At 52.2% G+C, this 18,474-nt stretch carries 14 protein-coding genes and 2 pseudogenes; 7 read left to right on the forward strand and 9 right to left on the reverse strand.

Going from position 1 to position 18,474, the window contains the following annotated elements; genetic code table 11:
• Positions 1–26: 26 nt before the first annotated feature.
• Positions 27–941 (forward strand): LysR family transcriptional regulator, encoded by a 915-nt coding sequence (locus AC1UKS_RS11205; RefSeq protein WP_482433575.1) that lies wholly within the window; start codon positions 27–29, stop codon positions 939–941.
• A gap of 1 nt (position 942) precedes the next feature.
• On the opposite strand, the gene bdcA is transcribed toward AC1UKS_RS11205, so the two are convergent.
• Both bdcA and AC1UKS_RS11215 read right to left on the reverse strand, forming a co-directional pair.
• The gene (gene bdcA / locus AC1UKS_RS11210; RefSeq protein WP_482433577.1) at positions 943–1,671 is read right to left on the reverse strand and encodes an SDR family oxidoreductase; all 729 of its coding nucleotides are present in this window, start codon (positions 1,669–1,671) and stop codon (positions 943–945) included.
• A gap of 54 nt (positions 1,672–1,725) precedes the next feature.
• Positions 1,726–2,886 (reverse strand): MFS transporter, encoded by a 1,161-nt coding sequence (locus AC1UKS_RS11215; protein ID WP_482436925.1) that lies wholly within the window; start codon positions 2,884–2,886, stop codon positions 1,726–1,728.
• Between the two features lie 175 nt (positions 2,887–3,061).
• Between AC1UKS_RS11215 and AC1UKS_RS11220 the strand changes: the two genes are divergently transcribed.
• Positions 3,062–3,676: a TetR/AcrR family transcriptional regulator gene (locus AC1UKS_RS11220; protein WP_482433579.1), complete on the forward strand. Its 615-nt coding sequence runs from the start codon at positions 3,062–3,064 to the stop codon at positions 3,674–3,676.
• 33 nt (positions 3,677–3,709) lie between these two features.
• Here AC1UKS_RS11220 and AC1UKS_RS11225 read toward each other — a convergent pair whose 3' ends face one another.
• Positions 3,710–4,447, reverse strand: a complete 738-nt coding sequence (locus tag AC1UKS_RS11225; RefSeq protein WP_482433581.1) for an SDR family NAD(P)-dependent oxidoreductase — start codon at positions 4,445–4,447, stop codon at positions 3,710–3,712.
• Positions 4,448–4,528: 81 nt separating this feature from the next.
• Between AC1UKS_RS11225 and AC1UKS_RS11230 the strand changes: the two genes are divergently transcribed.
• Together AC1UKS_RS11230 and AC1UKS_RS11235 are read left to right on the forward strand one after the other, a co-directional pair.
• Complete coding sequence (locus AC1UKS_RS11230; RefSeq protein WP_482433583.1) at positions 4,529–4,912, forward strand: winged helix-turn-helix transcriptional regulator; 384 nt, start codon at positions 4,529–4,531, stop codon at positions 4,910–4,912.
• Between the two features lie 599 nt (positions 4,913–5,511).
• Positions 5,512–5,604 (forward strand): annotated as a pseudogene (locus AC1UKS_RS11235) (phage portal protein); the annotation flags it as partial.
• Positions 5,605–5,701: 97 nt separating this feature from the next.
• Here the strand turns inward: AC1UKS_RS11235 and AC1UKS_RS11240 are convergent.
• Positions 5,702–5,908, reverse strand: coding sequence for a regulator (locus AC1UKS_RS11240; RefSeq protein WP_482433585.1), 207 nt, complete (start codon positions 5,906–5,908; stop codon positions 5,702–5,704).
• 117 nt (positions 5,909–6,025) lie between these two features.
• On the opposite strand from AC1UKS_RS11240, the pseudogene AC1UKS_RS11245 reads away from it, so the two are divergent.
• The 3 genes and pseudogenes from AC1UKS_RS11245 to AC1UKS_RS11255 form a co-directional block, all read left to right on the forward strand.
• Positions 6,026–6,112 (forward strand): annotated as a pseudogene (locus AC1UKS_RS11245) (phage repressor protein CI); the annotation flags it as partial.
• Positions 6,113–6,214: 102 nt separating this feature from the next.
• A complete protein-coding gene (locus AC1UKS_RS11250) occupies positions 6,215–7,912 on the forward strand; it encodes an SNIPE associated domain-containing protein (RefSeq protein ID WP_482436926.1) in 1,698 nt (565 codons plus the stop codon).
• 123 nt (positions 7,913–8,035) lie between these two features.
• Positions 8,036–9,166: a PAAR domain-containing protein gene (locus AC1UKS_RS11255; protein ID WP_482433587.1), complete on the forward strand. Its 1,131-nt coding sequence runs from the start codon at positions 8,036–8,038 to the stop codon at positions 9,164–9,166.
• Between the two features lie 454 nt (positions 9,167–9,620).
• On the opposite strand, the gene AC1UKS_RS11260 is transcribed toward AC1UKS_RS11255, so the two are convergent.
• The 5 genes from AC1UKS_RS11260 to AC1UKS_RS11280 form a co-directional block, all read right to left on the reverse strand.
• On the reverse strand, positions 9,621–9,926 hold the full coding sequence (locus AC1UKS_RS11260; RefSeq protein WP_482433589.1) for a YdgH/BhsA/McbA family protein: 306 nt from the start codon (positions 9,924–9,926) through the stop codon (positions 9,621–9,623).
• Between the two features lie 275 nt (positions 9,927–10,201).
• Positions 10,202–12,283 (reverse strand): glycogen debranching protein GlgX, encoded by a 2,082-nt coding sequence (glgX, locus tag AC1UKS_RS11265; protein ID WP_482433591.1) that lies wholly within the window; start codon positions 12,281–12,283, stop codon positions 10,202–10,204.
• Positions 12,284–12,339: 56 nt separating this feature from the next.
• Complete coding sequence (treY, locus tag AC1UKS_RS11270; RefSeq protein ID WP_482436927.1) at positions 12,340–14,874, reverse strand: malto-oligosyltrehalose synthase; 2,535 nt, start codon at positions 14,872–14,874, stop codon at positions 12,340–12,342.
• A 1-nt stretch (position 14,875) separates the two neighbouring features.
• The gene (gene treZ / locus AC1UKS_RS11275; protein WP_482433593.1) at positions 14,876–16,657 is read right to left on the reverse strand and encodes a malto-oligosyltrehalose trehalohydrolase; all 1,782 of its coding nucleotides are present in this window, start codon (positions 16,655–16,657) and stop codon (positions 14,876–14,878) included.
• A 232-nt stretch (positions 16,658–16,889) separates the two neighbouring features.
• On the reverse strand, positions 16,890–17,888 hold the full coding sequence (locus AC1UKS_RS11280; RefSeq protein WP_482433595.1) for an acyltransferase family protein: 999 nt from the start codon (positions 17,886–17,888) through the stop codon (positions 16,890–16,892).
• Between the last annotated feature and the right edge of the window lie 586 nt (positions 17,889–18,474).

The raw sequence follows: 18,474 nt of genomic DNA on the forward strand, positions 1-18,474 counted from the left end.
AGATAATCCGCCGGGAGCGTTCTGCCATGGATCAACTGCAAGCCATACGTGCCTTTGCGCGCGTCGTCGAAACCGGCGGATTCTCAAAAGCCGCGCAATCGCTGCAAATGCCCAATGCCAGCTTAAGCAAATCGATTCAGGCGCTGGAAAAGCATCTCGGGGTAAAACTGCTTGAACGCAGCACCCGGCGGGTCAGCGTCACCCGCGACGGCACGGCATATTATGAACGGACCAAACATCTGCTCAGCGAGCTTGAAGATATTGATGCCACGCTGGGTCGATCGCAGGCAACGCCCAGGGGACGGTTACGTATCGAAACCGGTGGAGCCGTCGCCAGCCTGCTGTTGATCCCGGCGCTGCCGGACTTTTGTGCCCGTTATCCGGATATTGAGCTGCAGGTCGGCGTGTCCGACCGCACGGCCGATGTGATTGGCGAGAACATTGATGGCGCCATTCGCATCAGTGCCGCTGATGGCGCATTGATCTCGCGTAAAATCGGCGCGTTCGGCTGGACCACCTGTGCCAGCAAAGCTTATCTGGCGCGCTACGGCGTTCCCGATCACCCGCAGCAAATTCTGGACGGCGAATTCCCGGTGGCCGGCTATTTTTCGTCACAAACCGGCATTTTGTTACCGATGAAATTCTGCAAACAGGGGGAATCGCTGGAGATCACCCCGGCCTGCAAGGTGATGGTCAATGAGAGTAATGCCCACCTGGCCACTGCGCTGACGGGTATTGGCTTAATTCATACGCTGGATTTTATGATTCACCCGTCCATCAAGGCAGGCAAGCTGGTGCCCGTCCTTGAGGACTGGCGGGCACCGCCGGTGGACATCTATTTCAGCTATGCGCCCAGCCGCCAACTCAGTACCAAAGTCAGGGTGTTTGCTGACTGGGTCACCGAGCTGATTGCCCGAAACTCAGTGATCACGGAAGGTTAGCTCAAGCGCCGAATCCCCCGTCAATGGTCAGCGCCGTGCCGGTCACCATGGCCGCTTCGCGGCTGGCAATCCATAACACCATCGACGCGACTTCGCTGGCGTGCGCATGGCGTTTAATCGCCATAAAGCTGTGCATCATTTCGTTCATCGGCCCGTCAGACGGGTTCATATCGGTGTCGGTCGGACCGGGTTGCACCACGTTGACGGTGATACCGCGCGGGCCAAAATCTCTGGCCAGCCCACGGGCCATGCCCTGAACGGCTGATTTACTGGCACCATAGGCGGTCAGCCCCTCAACCGGAACGCGGTCGGCATTGACCGAACCAATGATAATAATGCGGCCGTCGTCCTTCATTTTGCGGGCGGCTTCGACCGCGGCGAAGTAAGGGGCATGGATGTTGATCACAAACAGCCGTTCAATTTCGTCAGCATCGATCTCCAGCGGATCGCCGGCGGCCAGCACCCCGGCATTAAATACCAGCACATCCAGTTCGCCCGCCTGCGCGACGGCATCAACCAGCTCGGCACGGTTCGACACGTCCAGCTTGATCATCTGGCTGTGTGTCTCCTGCGCGATGACTTCGGCTTTCTGCTGGGAGCTGGCGTACGTGAACACCACGTCATCGCCCTGCTCAGCAAAGCGACGAACGATCGCCTCACCAATGCCGCGGCTGCCGCCAAGGATCAGAACCTTTCTGCCTGTATCGGGTTTATCGGTGTAATCAGTCATGGTCATTCCTCGTCATCAGTTAAAAGAAATCAGCAATGCGTCGCGCACGCACTATCAACCGGCGACAGAACAGACGGCTCTCCCTGCTTTACTGAAACCGTGTTTGCTGGCGCGGGAAGCGATGGCAAAGCTCAGCAGCAAAAGTATAAGCATTACCCAGGGAAACGCGGTGACGCCGGCCTGCTGTAATAACATGCCACCGCTGAGTCCACCGGCGGCGATGGCGCTGTTCCACACCACCACATTCATCGACAGCGCAATGTCAGCCCCTTCACCGGCAGCATCGGCCAGCGCGGTTTGCAGCAAGGTGGCAGCCCCGCCAAAACTGATGCCCCAAATCGCCACGCCACAATAAATGACCGCAGGCGAGGTTAAGGCCACGGCAAAAATCAGAGAAATCAGGGCAAAAACCGCCAGTGAACTTAAGACTGCCAGCCGAAGATGACGATCGACAATCCGCCCGGTGATAAAGATGCCCACCAGCGCCGCCAAACCAAAAATCAGCAAAATCAGGCTGACCTTATTTTCCAGCCCGGCCGGAATCACAAACGGGGCGATATAGGTGTAAAGAATGTTGTGCGCCAGCATCCAGGTAAAGACCACGCCTAACACCGGACGGACACCTGGCGTGTTGAAAACAGCTTTCAAGGCCATTTTTTGCTGACTTGTTTGCCCGGCAAAATCAGGAACAGCCAGCAGCACCCAGACGACCAGCAGCACCGATAAGCCAGACATCACGGTAAAGGTCAACCGCCATCCCAGTAAATTCCCCAGCCAGGTGCCCAGCGGTACCCCCAGCGACAGGGCAATCGGCGTGCCGACCATCGCCAGCGCCATCGCTTTTCCCTGCAGAGAAACCGGCACCATTCTGCGGGCATAGCCTGCCAGCAAGCTCCAGGCTAATCCGGCAGATGCGCCCGCCAGAAAGCGCGCCGCCAGCGTCAGCACGACGTTTGTCGAGATTGCGGTCAGGGTGTTGAACAGCAAGAATCCGATTATCGTGGTCAGCAATACGCTGCGACGCCGCCAGGTTCGGGTGGCGAGGGTCAGCGGTATGGCCGCAATCAACGCGCCAGCGGCAAACGCCGTCACCATCTGACCGGCAAGCGACAGTGAAATCGTCAGTCCGGCGCTGATTTGCGGCAGCAAACCGGCTGGGATGGTTTCCGTGACGATGCAGATAAAACCGGTCATCGCCAGTGCCAGCAGCGCCATCACCGGTAGTCGGTCCTGTCGGGTCGCCTTCGCGACCGGAGAAATATCAGCCAAACTGCCCTCTCTTGGTTATCCAGTTGATTTTGTATCGTTTGGTATAGATATCCTGAGCGCGCAGCGTTGTCAAATATTTATGTATCGATTAGTATATAACTTAGTTGAAAGGAGATACCAAATGAGAACGGGCAGACCACGGCAGTTTGATCGCGATGACGCGGTGCGACAGGCAATGCACCTGTTCTGGGATCGCGGCTTTGACTCGACCTCGCTGAGTCAGCTGAAAAGTGCGATCGGCAACGGTATTACCGCGCCGAGCTTTTACGCGGCGTTTGGCTCTAAAGAGAAGTTGTTTCAGGAAGCGGTTGCCTGCTATTTGCAGTCACACGGGCGCGTGACCGAAGCCTTGTGGCAGGACGAACTGCCGCCGCGCGAGGCCATTGAATCCACCCTGCTACGTTCCGCACGCATGCAGTGTGCAGACGATCATCCCAAAGGCTGCATGGTCACGCTGGGCCTGATGTCGGTGAGTACCGATGAGCATAAATACCTGCTCAGCCCGCTGGAGCAATCAAGAAAAAAGACCTGTGAGGGTTTTATTCACTGCGTTGAACGCGGTGTGCTAAGCGGCGAGCTGCCCGTCGGGACGTCAGCAAAAACGCTGGGACTCACCTTTAACAGTTTCCTCAGCGGGGTTTCTACGCTGGCACGCGATGGTGTGGCTTTTGAGGATATTGCCCGGTCGATCGGGCAGGTTATGCAGTTATGGGACGGCCAGCTGGGCGATAATTAGCCGCGATGGTTTACCCATCGCGGCCAGACAGGATCAGGTCAGGTTATTCGCCATGCCGCCATCCACCAGCAGTTCCACGCCGGTAATAAAGCTCGCATCCTCACTTAACAGGAAGGACGCCGCAGCAGCCACCTCCTGCGGACGTGCCATGCGCCCCAAGGGGATAGGTGCGATCAACGTCTGGCGAACGGCTTCCGGTACGGCGGCCATCATATCGGTATCGGTGGGGCCTGGTGCCACCACATTGACGCGAATACCGCGCGGTGCCAGTTCCAGACTCCAGGTGCGGGCATAAGATCGCAGCGCGGCTTTGGTGGCGCTGTAGGTGCCGTACCCCGCCACGCCCAGTCCGCTGGCGACAGAGCCAACCAACACCACGGCAGCTTTGTCACTCAGCGAGTCCAACGCGGCCTGAAATGCCGTGACGTGACTTTGCACATTGACGCTGAACAGTTGATTGACGTGTTCGGCCGTTTCCTCCGCCAGCGATGCGGGCGTGCTCATCCCAGCGTTCAGCACCAACAGGTCAATACGGCCCGTGCTTTCTGCAATGGTGGCAATCACCTGCTGGATATCGCTTTGCTTTCCGGCATCCGCAATCAACCCGGTCACGCCCGCCCCCAACTGCGTGACCGCAGCGTTCACTTCCTCTTCACGTCTGCCGGTAAGGAACACCACCGCGCCTTCTGCGGTCAGCCTTTCAGCAATGGCAAGACCGATGCCTTTGGCACCCCCCACGATCAGGGCAACTTTATCCGTCATTTTGCTCATCATTCTCTCCTCATTTGTGTAGAGAATGGATGATATACTTCTTATATCTGATATCAATAACGCACCTGAAGGATACAAGATATGGTTGAGTATACCGACCTGGACAGGCTGTTTGAGAAAAGCCGCGCCGATATGGAGTTAGTTCGCCCGGTGCTGAATAAAATCGCCGATAAATGGACGATTATGATCCTGACCGTGATATGCCCGCAGCCTGCCCGCTTTAATGAGATCAAAAAACGCCTGAATATCACCCATAAAGCACTGGCTGATGCGCTAAAGCGGTTGGAAAAAAATGGCCTGGTGACGCGCACCGTATTACCCACCACGCCGATTGGCGTGGAATATGCCATCACGCCTTTGGGCCATTCATTACGCGGGCCGTTTGAAGCACTGTGTCAGTGGGCGATTGAACATGGCGACAGCATTGAAGAAGCCAATCTTAGCTATGACAGCCGTGCTATTTGACGCGCTATGTAAGGCGAAAAAAACACCGCATTCGGTTAAGAGATGCGGTGTTTATTTATGGGTTTTTTGTTACCTGTAAATAAAAACCTTTATAATCAGCAATTTATAACGAACCTCTGACGCCAGTGGCGACCAAATGTCGACAGCACTTTTGCCGCGGGGCGTAATTTCGTAATTTATTGTGCTATGCCGTTTCAATCGCGTACAACAATCCAACCTAAGCAACCGCGCAGACATCATCCCAGCGCAAATAACTAGCCAAAGAACGGGTTCCCGAGTCCCTTCCTAAAACTTTTTGACGGATAGCCCGATGATCCCCAGATGCAGAAACCCAAACAGTTCCGCCCTGTTGGCAAAAGTAGGTCGAACCTACCAAACTATCCCGCTGATTGCGTTTCGTCCAGGTATCCACTGCTACACAATCCAGTTCAGTACATTAACCCTATTACCCCAGCTGAGGGTCTGATTCAGTAAGCAAATTGTTTCTGCATACCTTTGGGAGAAGCTGCTTCGGGTATGTGCAGCCTGTCCGCACATAGGACAATTCATCGTTTTCGTCATCCCTCATTATTAAGCAGTTCGCAATTTGGAACCAATGCGTCTTTGTCCGCAACGAGCTGATGCCATTACGTAAGCGGCTGCACGAGCTGAATAAATGGATCGGTGAAGACGTGATCCGCTTTGAGCCTTAAACCTGGACATTGGCGAGAATGGTCAATATGCAGATGCCGCGGCTGTGAACGCCCGCGCAAGGGCTGGTCTGGCTACAAGCCATGCTTAAAAGGCAGTTCATTGAAATGAGCGCGCATCAACGGTAAGAGCAACGAGGTTAATCATTACTTTTTGACGCTTTTTATCTTTATACAGTTGATGGCGAGGCAAGCGGCCATCAGCCAGCATGTCAATGATAGTTTCTATTGGCAGGCCTCTAAGCTCGCTGTAGCGCTCAATTGTGACGTGCGGTGTAATGAGAGTGATTGATATATTAAGGGTCATGATGCAACATCCCCTATTGGATTGTGGTTAGTCTGTAGTAATCGCGACAAGCCTTTCGCCCCCGATTGTCGTTCACGATGGATCTACCACATACCTCCGTGAGCAAAACTCACAGCTGTGCTTGATGGGCACTTGTTGATTTATATCGATGGGACGTACTCCATTAGACCGATCATCAGACTGCCTAAGGGCATGATTAAAATTTCCACTACAGGTAATAGTTTTGAGTGTGCTTTTTCAGATATTGAAGTGATTGCGTGTGTGAAATGCATAACAGTTCAAACTGATCGAATAAAGGATTATGAAATGGATTTTTTTGTCACAGTAGTACTCGTGTTAGCCCTACTTTCTCCAATCCTGACTGTGATTCTGGTCAAGAAAGGCAAAAAGCATAAGGTGGAGGTCGATAACCTTATCGCTAGCAATACTGCTCTCAAAGATGAATTGTATGAAAGCCAAGAGAGGCTTAGTCAAACTGAACAAAATTTAGCTCAAGCAGTCAGAAAACACTCTGAACTTGAAGGAAGATCCTACCCCTTATGGCAGTATCAAGAGTTACATGATGCCGTCGTGGATGCTGAGAAAAAGATAAAAAATGCTGACTCTATAGCCAAAGAAATAATTGAAGAAGCCCAAATAAAGGCTGCCAGAGCTATAAATGAAGCTCATAACCAAGCCCGGCTCACAATAAGCAATGCTAACAGCGAAGCAGTATCCATCACCAAAGACGCACGCGATGCTCGTTTGAAAGCTAAAGAGCGGTTAGATAACGCAAATAGTAAAGCTAATGAATTAATTTCCAACGCAAATGATAATGCAATGAAAATTCTCTCAGATGCAGAGGTCCGAGCAAAAGAAATTGCAGGTTCTGCATATGAAGCGAAAGAATTTGCAGAAACCTACCAAGCTGTAGCCAAGTCAATGAAAAATAAAATTGAAGGTTACGGCGATGAATGGATAGTTCCAAACCGAAGCGTTTTGGATGAACTTGCAGAGAATTATGAATATACTGATACAGGCAGAGAACTCCAAAAAGCGAGAGAGTTAACAAAATCTTTAATCAAAACGAGCAAAGCGGCAAGTTGTGAATATGTCGAACCTAATAGACGTAATACTGCAATAAAATTTGTATTAGATGCGTTCAATGGAAAGGTTGATAGTACGCTTTCTAAAATCAAACATAATAATTACGGTAAACTCTCCCAAGAAATTAAGGACGCATTTCAACTTGTGAATTATAACGGCTCCGCTTTTAGGTCAGCTAAGATCACTGATATATACTTACAGGCTCGACTCAACGAACTTAAATGGGGCGTTGCAGTTAATGAGATCATGCTCGAAGAAAAAGAAGAACAAAGGCGCATCAAAGAACAGTTGCGCGAAGAAGAAAAGGCTCGCCGAGAATATGAGAGAGCGATAAAAGAAGCCGAAAAAGAAGAGAAAACAATTCAGCAGGCTATTGACAAAGCGACTAAAGAATTAATGCTTGCAGGTGAAGAGCAACGTATAGCCCTCGAACAGAAACTGGCTGAGCTACAAATTAAATACGAAGAAGCTGAAGCCAAAAACCACCGAGCCATCTCGATGGCGCAGCAAACACGCTCTGGTCACGTATATGTGATCAGTAACATCGGCTCCTTCGGCGAAAACATTTATAAAATTGGGATGACACGTCGACTCGAACCCCTTGATCGAGTTCGTGAACTTGGGGATGCCAGCGTCCCATTCTCATTTGACGTGCATGCAATGCTCTACAGTGATGATGCCCCTTCACTTGAAAATCACCTTCACAAGGTGTTCAACGATAAACAAGTAAACAAAATTAACTCGCGCAAAGAGTTCTTCAATGTTGGTATAAAAGACATCAAATCTACGATTCAAGAAATGAATATTGATGCGCATTGGACGATGTTTGCAGAGGCTAAAGAGTATCGTGAGTCATTAGCCCTGAATGAAACAATCCCTACTGATAAAATTCCCCATGATGAACTGATCGTTGCTTAACTTAGGGTAGTACTCGCGGTGAAGTGTGATTGCCAAAGTCTGACCCAACACCCACAAAATCAGAATCACCTCTGGTATTTTTTTCAGTTTACCCGGACTAACTTCACGGAGAGCAGTAAACACATGGCAGGAAGCAATAACACCATCAACGCTAAGCGCACCGCCGTGAGCGGCGACCGCACCACCACCGGCGCCCAATGCATCGCCAGCAGCAGATGGGCAGTTAACGGGAAACTATCCCTTCGCGTGGGGGACAAAACCACCCCCTGCCCGGCATGCGGGAAAAGCGGCGTCATCACCTCCGGCGACCCGACCAGAACCCTCAACGGCATCACCGCCGCCATTGACGGCTCCGACGTGCTCTGCGGCTGTCCGCCCGGCACTAACAAGGTTGTCGCATCCGGGGGGTATGTAGCAGCCAGCGCCACATCATCCTCAGAGCAAACGGAACCTGCACAGCACGCACAGGCCGCGAAACATCGACACGGCATTGTAGACACATGCAAACCGAAAGATAACTTGTTACTGAACGGGGTTTATCTCTGGACGGAAATAACAGGGGCTGGACATGCCTTTGTTTCGGTTCACGAAAACAACTCTATTTTTCTTTATACCTACGGTCGATATGGACGAACAGGGCCTGGTACTGCCACCGGTGACGGAATTCTTAACTTTTTGATGGGTGAAGATGCAAGGGCATATTACAGGTCCGAACTCTATCGCATGAAAGCTCGGGCATTTAGAATCGATGATGCAGATCCTGAGTTAACACGAAAATCCTTCGAAGATTTATGGAATAGCAGCGCCCCTGCAATTCAAACACCTGACATGCCAGATACAACCCGGAGAAGAGGCCGTACCATTGACGAGTACGATGTTACAGGGAAAAATTGTACTACCCACTCTGTAGCAGGAATCAAATATTCAGGCTCGAAAGTATTTGAAAATGGCTACGCCTCAATGACAACTCAACTACCAATTGAAGCTGAAGAAGATTTTACTATTCCAGTTTCTCTACAGCGATACCTAGTTAAAAAGGGATCAGATATGTCTTCAATGCTTGTGGTGGAAATGACAAGTATCTTCAAGGAGCAATACCCCAACAGTGATAATCTCCAGGAACTTCATGAATCTTCCCGAGGTAAGATCCAGAAAACCGCAGCTGAAAGCGCGGCGGTTGAGGATTCATTATCACCCTATTCAGGCGGAACTATAGGAGGGGTTTTAGGTGGTTCGTATGACGTCAACGAATAGAACTAAAACAGTTCTCCGATGGTTAGGTATAGGGACAGTATCTCTTTGCTACTTTATCGTCCTGGTAATAGCATCATTCTCTTTTTCTGCTTTCAGTGAGAATCAAAGTATGCTGTTTTCTAACCCTGTACCATTAATTGAATATCAAGCTGCAATAGATTCACTTATTCAATACACAGACAGAGTCTTTGATGCGGCTATATATGGTTTTGCTATTTGCGTACCCTTGATCCTTCTCATATTCAAGAAAGTACGGTGACGGGATATCTACCATAACATCTGTTGTCGGCACTACTAAAACCGGGTAAGTGGGGTTTACGGGGTCAGACGTGCGAAAGTCATGGCTGGTGAACCGCAAAACCAACGTAAATGCGCCCAACAAATTTCACCTGGTTGCATGGCTATGCAGCCAGGTGAATAAGCAACGGTTCGGTATAAAAGTTGTTTAAAAGCATCAGCCATTGGCCGCTTTTTCAGCAACATAATACAGCGTGGCTTTGGCGGCCAGCACATGTTGGTCATCGTTTCCCGGTTTGTGAGACTCCACATCGGTAATGTGATAACCCGAGGCACCCGCTTCCATCGCTTTTTTCACGAAGGCATCGTTAAGCTCTTCCATGGAGGTCACCCAACTGACCTGTGTTACGCCAACTGGATGCATGGAGGCAATCTCGCGATGGGTTAATCCTGCACGGATCAGGACAGGCTTAACGCTCTGTGGTGAGAATATAGATAAAACATCATTAACGAGATCTTTCATGTTGTGACTCCTGAGTATTCCAGTTCAAAACCAATAAGGCGGCATTATTACTGCGGTCAGATCGACGGTAATGTTCCGCCCTATCGGTTATTGCGCACGTCCGGCGAATGACACCGGCAGGACTACTAAACGCCTTTTCTCGTTAATCGTTTTAGCTAAACTTGCTAAATTATTGTTAAGAAAGGTTCCGCCACAACTAACGGAACTTTCAGGAAGATATTTTCATATGATTACATATTCGTTACATCTGACACGCATTATTCCTTGTCGCCCCTTTATGGCCTTCTGAATAAGGCAATGCTGCGCCCTTCCAACTCGAAATCCTTTTCCCGGGTAATCACCAGCCCCGGTTTTGCGGTCAACGAGGTGGCGGTGGTCAGTTCAAGCACCCAGCCACCTTCACCAAACTGCGGGATCTGGAACGGCACATTGCCCTCATACGGGTTAAACAGCATCAGCACGTCATGCCAGATCCCCTCTTCCGTATGCAGATCCGGGCGACCAATATACACCCCGAGCGTAACGCCTTCGTCCCACTGATCCGGCTGCTGGAAACCACCGCCGGCATTGAACCACTTAATATCCATGCCATCGCGCCAGCTTTCACGACGTAGCAACGGCTGCTCGGCACGCAGCTTGATCACCTGGCGGGTAAATTCGCGCAGTGCCGCACCGGTATCCGGCACTTTATCCCACTCTACCCAGGAAATTTCGCTGTCCTGACAGTAGCCATTGTTGTTGCCTAACTGGCTGCGGCCAAACTCATCACCGGCCAGCAACATCGGCGTGCCGTGAGAGAACAGTATGGTGGTGAGGAAATTGCGGCGCTGGCGATCGCGCACCGCGTTGATCCCTTCGTCCGTGGTCGGGCCTTCAGCACCATAATTGTACGATCGGTTATCATTATGGCCGTCGTTATTGTCCTCGCCGTTGGCTTCGTTGTGCTTGTCGTTGTACGAGGTCAGGTCGTTAAGCGTGAAGCCATCATGGGCGGTGATAAAGTTGACGCTGGCCCATGGCCGGCGGCCACGCAAATCGTATAAATCACCGGACCCCAGCAGGCGTGCGGCAAACTCAGACGCGACGTTGTCACCTTTCCAGTATTCGCGCACCGTATCGCGATATTTGTCATTCCACTCTGCCCAGCCCGGCGGAAATCCGCCCACCTGATAGCCGCCAGGCCCAATGTCCCACGGCTCGCCAATCAGCTTCAGTTTCGACAGCACCGGATCCTGCATCATCGCGTCAAAGAAGCCGCTGCGCTGATCGAAACCTTCTGGCTCGCGGCCAAGAATGGTGCCCAAATCGAAGCGAAAACCGTCAATATGCATCGATTCCGCCCAGTAGCGCAGCGAATCCATAATCATTTGTAAGACGCGCGGATGCGAGGTGTTTACCGTGTTGCCGGTACCGGTATCGTTGATGTAATAGCGGTGTTGCTCGGGGAAGGTGCGGTAATAGGAGTAGTTGTCGATGCCCTTAAATGACAGCGTCGGCCCCAGCTCATTGCCTTCGGCGGTGTGGTTATACACCACGTCGAGGATCACCTCGATACCGGCATCGTGATAAGCCTTCACCATATCGCGGAAACCCTGAATGCCATTCGGGCCGAAATAGCGGCTGGCGGGCGAGAAGAAATTCAGGGTGTTATAACCCCAGTAGTTCTTCAGCCCTTTTTCCAGCAGATGTTGATCGTCCGGGAACCAGTGAACCGGCAACAGTTCAACGGAGGTAATGCCCAGGTTTTTGATGTAATCAACGGTGGCCTTGTGCGCCATGCCTTCGTAGGTGCCACGGAGGGCTTCCGGTACGGCGGAGTTGAGCTGCGTAAAGCCCTTCACATGGGTTTCGTAAATCACCGTTTCCGGCCAGCCGATCGCCGGGCGATTCTCATCCTGCCAGTTGAACTCATCGGGGTCGATCACCCGGCATTTCGGCGTGTACGGCGCGCTGTCGCGATCGTCGAAGGTCAGGTCTTTGTCATCATCATGCAGGTTGTAGGCGAAGTGCGATTCGTCCCACTCAATTTCACCAGACAGCTCACGGGCATAGGGATCCAGCAGCAGCTTGTTGGGATTAAAGCGGTGGCCGTTTTCCGGATCGTAAGGCCCATACACGCGATAGCCATACAGCGCGCCGGTTTTCAGATCAGGCACATAGCCGTGCCAGACTTCATCAGTATATTCCGGCAGATCCAGTCGGGTGATTTCAAACACCCCGGTCGGATCGTATAAACAGAGTTCAACCCGTTCAGCATGGGCGGAGAAAAGTGCGAAATTCACCCCCTTGCCATCAAAATTCGCGCCAAGACGCAGGCTGTTACCTGCGGTGATCCCGTAAGGTTTACCGTTAGACATGCCACTCTCCATTGCAAAACGTTAATGTGACTGCGGTGTATTGATTGTTTTTTCAATCAACCCTGAAGGATCACAGGGGTTATGCATGCAATATTTTCTAAATTGAAGCGGGCTGTCAGGAAGTGTTCTTCCCCGGTCAGTACATCGCGATAACGACGCTGGGCCAGCTCAGGCGGCAGGTTAATCACGGCGTTATTCCAGTATTGCTTCGGCCCGGCAGACAGGCTTTCGCCCACCAGAGCAAACACCAGTCGCGGCAGGATCACAATCACTGCGTTAACCCCATCGCGGCGGGCGAAGGCCAGAATGTTCTCCGCCTGCTTTCCGCTGGCCTGTAGCGGCAAATATTCGCCTTTTCTGAACAACTCTGGCTTATCCAGCCGCAGGTGCAGCAGTCGGGCGATAACCTGCTGTTTCAGCTTGCCGCTGCGCCAGTCGGCTTCGTCACAGGACGCGGGCAACACGTCGTCGGCCGTTAGCTGATGTGCCAGCAGCGGGAAGTCAGGATCGCGACGGTTATCAGGATCGACCAGGCTAAAATTCAGCGCTTCGCTTCCCTGATAGATATCCGGCACGCCTGGGGCGACAAGCTTAATCACCGACTGGGTAAGGCTGTTAACCAGCCCCGCCCGCACAAAGGGTTGCAGCGTACGGTGGAAGTCCTGCAGGAAGGTCTGATTCTGCGGATCGAGCAGATGGCGGGTATAGTCGAATACCGCCTGTTCGTAGGGTTCGTTGGTGTCGGCCCAGTCGGTGCGCTGCTTCGCTTCGCGCAGGGCTTTTTCCACATAGGCAAGGAAGCGTTCTTCCAGCGCCTTTAAGCCCGCTTCATCCTGCGGCTCAAGCGTGGCCGGCCAGACGCCAGCCAGCGCCTGATACAACATCCACTCTACCGCCGGCTTGGGCGCCAGGCCATCCGCCAGCTTGCTGACCTTATGCTGATTCATCTGCTGCCAGCGAGCGATGCATGCCTGCCAGATGGGCGGCGCTTCCGTCAGCGTATACAGTCGGGCGCGGGCATCCTCACCGCGTTTGGTGTCATGGGTTGAGGTGCTGGAAATCGCATCGGGCTGAAGTTGCAGCCGCTGCGCCATCTCCTGATGAAAACGCTCTGGCGTGAAGGTGCGCGGCAAGGGTTCGGCACCCACTTCATTCAGCGCCAGCTCCATATGCTGACGGAAGAACAAGGTATCCTCCACCGATTTCGCCATCAGCGGTCCGGTAAGCTGCTGGAAGCGGGTGCGGAAGGTATCCGCCTCTTCCGTGGCACCGTCTGACACCTTGCCCGCGAGGATGCGGGTGAGAAAATCCACCGCGCCACGATCCGGCACGTTCTCGCCCGTTTTAACCTCACCGGCCACCTGGTGCAGCATTTCAGTGCCTTCTTCCGGCAGACCCTCTTCAGTGCCGTAGGTGCGGTACACCGGGAAAGCGATCAGCAGTTCGCGTAGCGCTTCCCGCCCGGTTTCCTCTTCCAGCCTGACGTTTTCTTTGTTAGCAATCTCGGTGGCCAGCGTCAGCAAGGTGCTGAACTCACCGGCAAAATTTCGGTCCGCCATCAGCATTTTGGCGGCACGCAGTTCCGCCTCCATATCCACCTGTCGGCCAATCACCCGCTCATAAACTTTGCGCAAGGTGCCGATCTGCTTGCCGTCGACCAGCGCGTCGGAAATCGCCGCAATAAATTCGTAGCCGGTGGTGCCGGAAATCGGCCAGTCCGCCGGAATAACCTCACCCTCACCCAGAATTTTCTCGACGGTCAGGTAGCAGTCCGGGCCTACCTGCTGCCGCAACAGCTCAAGGTAGCCTTTCGGATCGGCCAGGCCATCCACATGATCCACCCTGAGTCCGTCAACCGCGCCGGCATGCACCAGTTCGAGGATCAGCCGGTGGGTATCATCAAACACGGCGCGATCTTCCACCCGCACGCCCGCCAGACCGGTGATCTCAAAGAAGCGGCGATAGGAAAGCTCTTCTGGCGCATCCCGCCACGACATCAGCCGCCAGGGCTGACGGTCATGCAGTTCAGCAAGGGCCGGTTTGTCGGTGAGTTGCAGGATTTCCTGCTCTTTCCCTTGCCAGCTTTCCGGCGTCAGCGGATAAAAACTCCCGAAGTAGGCCAGCGCAGGACGCCCGGTGGCAGGATCGGCTTTAACGGCGATCTCGCCCTTTTCCAGCGCGACGTCAAAGGTGTCACCGAGGAAAGGTAAGGTCAGCCGCCGCGACCAGTCGATATCAAAATAACGCGCATAGCGGCTGTTTTCACCGTGTTCGATAACGTCACGCCACCAGGGATTTTCCAGCGAGGCCGCCATATGGTTCGGCACAATGTCGAGGATCAGGCCCAGTCCGGCGTCCTTTAACGCCCTGACCATGCGGTCAAAACCGGCGCGGCCACCGATAGCCGGATCGATTTCATTGGCATCGGTAATGTCATAGCCGTGGGTTGACCCCTGGGTGGCGGTAAATATCGGCGACGCATACAGGTGGCTGATGCCGAGTTGCAGCAGATAAGGCACCAGCTCGGCGGCCCGATCGAAGGTCATGCCGTTGCGGAACTGAATTCGGTAAGTTGCAGCGGGAATGGTCACTTTAGATCTCCCTGGCCAGACGGACAATAATGGCGTTTTGCGCCAGCTTTTCTTCCGCGGCAGGCCAGGCGAACAGGGTTTCACCCGGAAGGTCGACCAGCGGCTGAGCGGTTTCAGCCAGATTGATGGCCAGAGACAGCGTGCCATCCGGGAAGGTCCAGCTGACGGCGAGGAAACCTTCCGCCGTCTTCAGCACCTTGCCGCTGTTGCCGCCGGCCTTGTCCAGCAACGGCACGATATATTGCTGACGCAGCGTCAGCAGTTGTCTGGTCAACGCCAGCCACTGCTTGCCCTCCTCGCGGGTCGGCTTTTCCCAGTCAAGCTTAGAGCTGAAGAAGGTCTGTTTATCGTTGGGATCGGGCACGCGGGTGCCTTCATGTCCGGCATGTCCCGCGAACTCCCGTGCGCGCCCTTCGCGCACCGCTTTGGCCAGATCGCCATGGAAGTCGGTAAAGAACAGGAACGGCTGGGTTTCGCCATACTCTTCGCCCATAAACAGCAGCGGGATATGCGGTGAAAGCAGCAGCATCGCCAGCAGCGCCTGGGTGCGCTCGGCACCCGCCAGATCGATCAACCGCTCGCCGAGCGCGCGGTTACCGATTTGGTCGTGGTTCTGGATGAAATCAATAAAGGTCACCGGCGGTTGACTGAGGCTACTGACGCCCCTTTTCTCGCCAGACTGCGGCGCCACTTCGCCCTGATAGGCAAAGCCTTCGGTCAGCGTTCGGGCCACCAACTTTTCGGGCTGCCGGGCAAAATCCTGGTAATAGGCATGGGTTTCACCGGTGGCAAACACATGTACCGCATTGTGGAAGTCATCGTTCCATTCGGCGGTAAACAGCGGCGCCGATCCGTCTGCCGCACGCGGATGCAGGAAGGTGACATTGCGGCAATCTTCGGTCGACAGATGGATATGGCGGTCAGGATGGTCATGGCGGATGCGTTCGGCAATCTCAATCAGCGCATGTTTCTCCGAGCTGTCTTCGATTTGGTCGATAGCGTCAAAGCGCAGGCCGTCGAGATTGTACTCCTTTAGCCAGAACAGCGGCGCTTCAATCATATAGTCGCGCGCGGCCGCAACATCATAGGCGATGCCAGCGCCCCATGGCGTCATCCGCTCCTTATGGAAGAAGTCCGGTGCCAGCAGCGGCAAATAATTGCCTTCAGGACCGAAGTGATTAAGCACGATATCCAGCACTACCGAGATGCCGTGATGGTGGGCGCTGTCGACAAAGGCCTTAAAATCATCGGGTGTGCCGTACGTCGAGTGTGGCGCGTACAGCAGCACGCCATCATAACCCCAGCCACGACTGCCGCCGAACTGCGACAACGGCAGAACTTCAATCATGGTGATACCGAGGTCGGCCAGGTAAGGCAGCTTTTCACTGGCGGCGGCGAAGGTGCCTTCAGGCGTGAAGGTGCCGATATGCAGTTCATAAACCACGCTTTCAGACCACGGACGGCCTTTCCAGTCGGCGTTATGCCAGATGTAGTACTCAGGATCGACCACCAGCGAGGGACCGCTAACGTCCGATTTTTGCGCGCGTGATGCCGGATCGGGCACCACCATGCCATCGGCCAGCACAAAGTTATATTCCGCTCCTGCTGAAACGCCGCTGGCCTGATACTCAAACCAGCCGTCGGCTTGCGCCGTCATCGGATGATCTACACCCGCAAGCCTTAAGATCACCTCTTTTTGCCCGGTCGCCCATAAACGAAAGCGGACTTTTCCGTCGCCGACGATCTCACTACCCCAACGTTTGATAAAAGATTTGGACGCCATTCGATTCCCTCGTTTAAGCCAGCAATGGGCAAAAGCAATAATGGTGGAGAAGAAAAAACGCGGTGGAGTCCGGTTCTCAGGCACTCATGGTAAAAAATAATCATAGACGATGAATTCACCGCTGATGGCCAGCCGGTGAAACTTTCCCGTGGCTGGTCTCCGCTGAGCGCAATGCTCAGGGCGTGTGAGGTGCAGTTCCCTTCACGAGATAGTTTCACTAACGCGACTGTTTTCAAGTCACCATGCGGTTAATTGATTTTTCGTGAAGTAAACCGGGTCGTTGCGACTTCAGAAAACGACGTTCAACGAGAAACCATGAAGCACAGGCAAGGGTACAGGTCATAATGACCGATAAAAGAAGTGCAATGCAGGGTTGCTTCTGAAAGAAACCCCAATAAACGAAAATCTGAATGACTGGAAAGTTATACAGGTAAATTCCATAAGAAATATCAATGGGGTGTTTGTTAGTACTAAAATTAGGGGTAAACAAGCTCAAGAGCAACACGGAAGAAACAATAAGACAGGGTTCAATAAAAATTCTTATGATCGGGTGTTTCTCTGTAAAAAACCACAGCGAGATCGAGCATACGAAAGTTAAAAGCAAGGGTTTCAGCCTGACTCTGTTGACAGCAAAAAACGATCCCAGAAAATAATAAGATGCCATGCCGACAAATTGCAGAGACAGTGTTCTCGACGACGATGTTACATGAATGATACTGAACCATAAAACCCATAAAACTGAAATTAAATACATAATAGCGAAGGGTAAAGCACCACGTCTGCCCGAAACAGCAAGGACTATCGGCGTCATGATATAAAGCATTATCTCTGACTTAATCGTCCAAAGCGAACCATTCATTGCTGAAAGAGGATTGCCATCAAAAACCCCAGGCAGTGATGGATGCATGAAATTGAGAAAGGTAAAATTAACTAACACGTATTTGTACAACTCACTACTTTGCAGAAAGTCCATTTTTGGATAACGTGTAAACAGAACGCCAATCACTACCATCAAAATAATAGCCATAAAATAGGCCGGAACTATCCTGTTAAACCTTTTTAGGAAAAATGTAGAGAGGTTGTTGCGCTGAAAGCTCAAAGCAATTAAATATCCGCTAATTGCAAAAAAACATTTAACAACCACATCGCCATTAACATACCGAAGAATTGTCGATAAAACAGGAGAGCCTGACACGCCAGCGGCATGCACCAGCAGTATCGACAAGGCCAAAAGATGTCTCATGATATTAAAATTTGTATTATTGTTTTTATTCACTATAATCGTCCGCAATTGAAGTTTAACCCTATGTATTCTAGGGGAACAAGAAGTTATGAGTATAAATGGAACATATACAAGTCCTACAAGTGACCAGATTTTGATAATCACAGCCAACAACTCATCACAGGGTTATATTACGGGTACGTTTATAAATAAGATCACCCCTTTAGGTGAAATGACAACAATTCTCAATAATTCGAACACCCGGTATGCATATACCCAAGACGGTGGGCCAACAAGTGTAGGTATATATATTTGGCAACGAGACGCAGATTGGTCAGAAGTCGTAATGGACTATTGGGTGGGGAGCATTTCAAGCACTAACCATCTGGTAATGAGTGGGTCGCAGTCATATGCGAAAAACACGGGAGAGCAGGAAGTGTTCAGTTTTGGAAATGTGATTTTTACATACAGCTAAATAGCCACACATACAACCGCGACATTTTTGCCCATGCAGGTCCCTTCATAGAGAAAGCTGGCAAAGCGGTTGAGGCATTACAGCAGGTGTCAGAACTGAAGAGATAGTTCGGCTCTCCGG

The organism is Erwinia sp. AK-PDG3-5 (assembly GCF_056821705.1).

Excerpts from the sequence above, each read along its gene's own strand:
- AC1UKS_RS11230 (WP_482433583.1), top strand. The coding sequence starts at position 4,529 with ATGGTTGAGTATACCGACCTGGACAGGCTGTTTGAGAAAAGCCGCGCC.
- AC1UKS_RS11255 (WP_482433587.1), top strand. The coding sequence starts at position 8,036 with ATGGCAGGAAGCAATAACACCATCAACGCTAAGCGCACCGCCGTGAGC.
- AC1UKS_RS11220 (WP_482433579.1), top strand. The coding sequence starts at position 3,062 with ATGAGAACGGGCAGACCACGGCAGTTTGATCGCGATGACGCGGTGCGA.
- treZ (WP_482433593.1), bottom strand. The coding sequence starts at position 16,657 with ATGGCGTCCAAATCTTTTATCAAACGTTGGGGTAGTGAGATCGTCGGC.
- bdcA (WP_482433577.1), bottom strand. The coding sequence starts at position 1,671 with ATGACTGATTACACCGATAAACCCGATACAGGCAGAAAGGTTCTGATC.
- AC1UKS_RS11250 (WP_482436926.1), top strand. The coding sequence starts at position 6,215 with ATGGATTTTTTTGTCACAGTAGTACTCGTGTTAGCCCTACTTTCTCCA.
- AC1UKS_RS11215 (WP_482436925.1), bottom strand. The coding sequence starts at position 2,886 with ATGGCGCTGCTGGCACTGGCGATGACCGGTTTTATCTGCATCGTCACG.
- glgX (WP_482433591.1), bottom strand. The coding sequence starts at position 12,283 with ATGTCTAACGGTAAACCTTACGGGATCACCGCAGGTAACAGCCTGCGT.
- AC1UKS_RS11225 (WP_482433581.1), bottom strand. The coding sequence starts at position 4,447 with ATGAGCAAAATGACGGATAAAGTTGCCCTGATCGTGGGGGGTGCCAAA.
- AC1UKS_RS11205 (WP_482433575.1), top strand. The coding sequence starts at position 27 with ATGGATCAACTGCAAGCCATACGTGCCTTTGCGCGCGTCGTCGAAACC.
- AC1UKS_RS11260 (WP_482433589.1), bottom strand. The coding sequence starts at position 9,926 with ATGAAAGATCTCGTTAATGATGTTTTATCTATATTCTCACCACAGAGC.
- AC1UKS_RS11240 (WP_482433585.1), bottom strand. The coding sequence starts at position 5,908 with ATGACCCTTAATATATCAATCACTCTCATTACACCGCACGTCACAATT.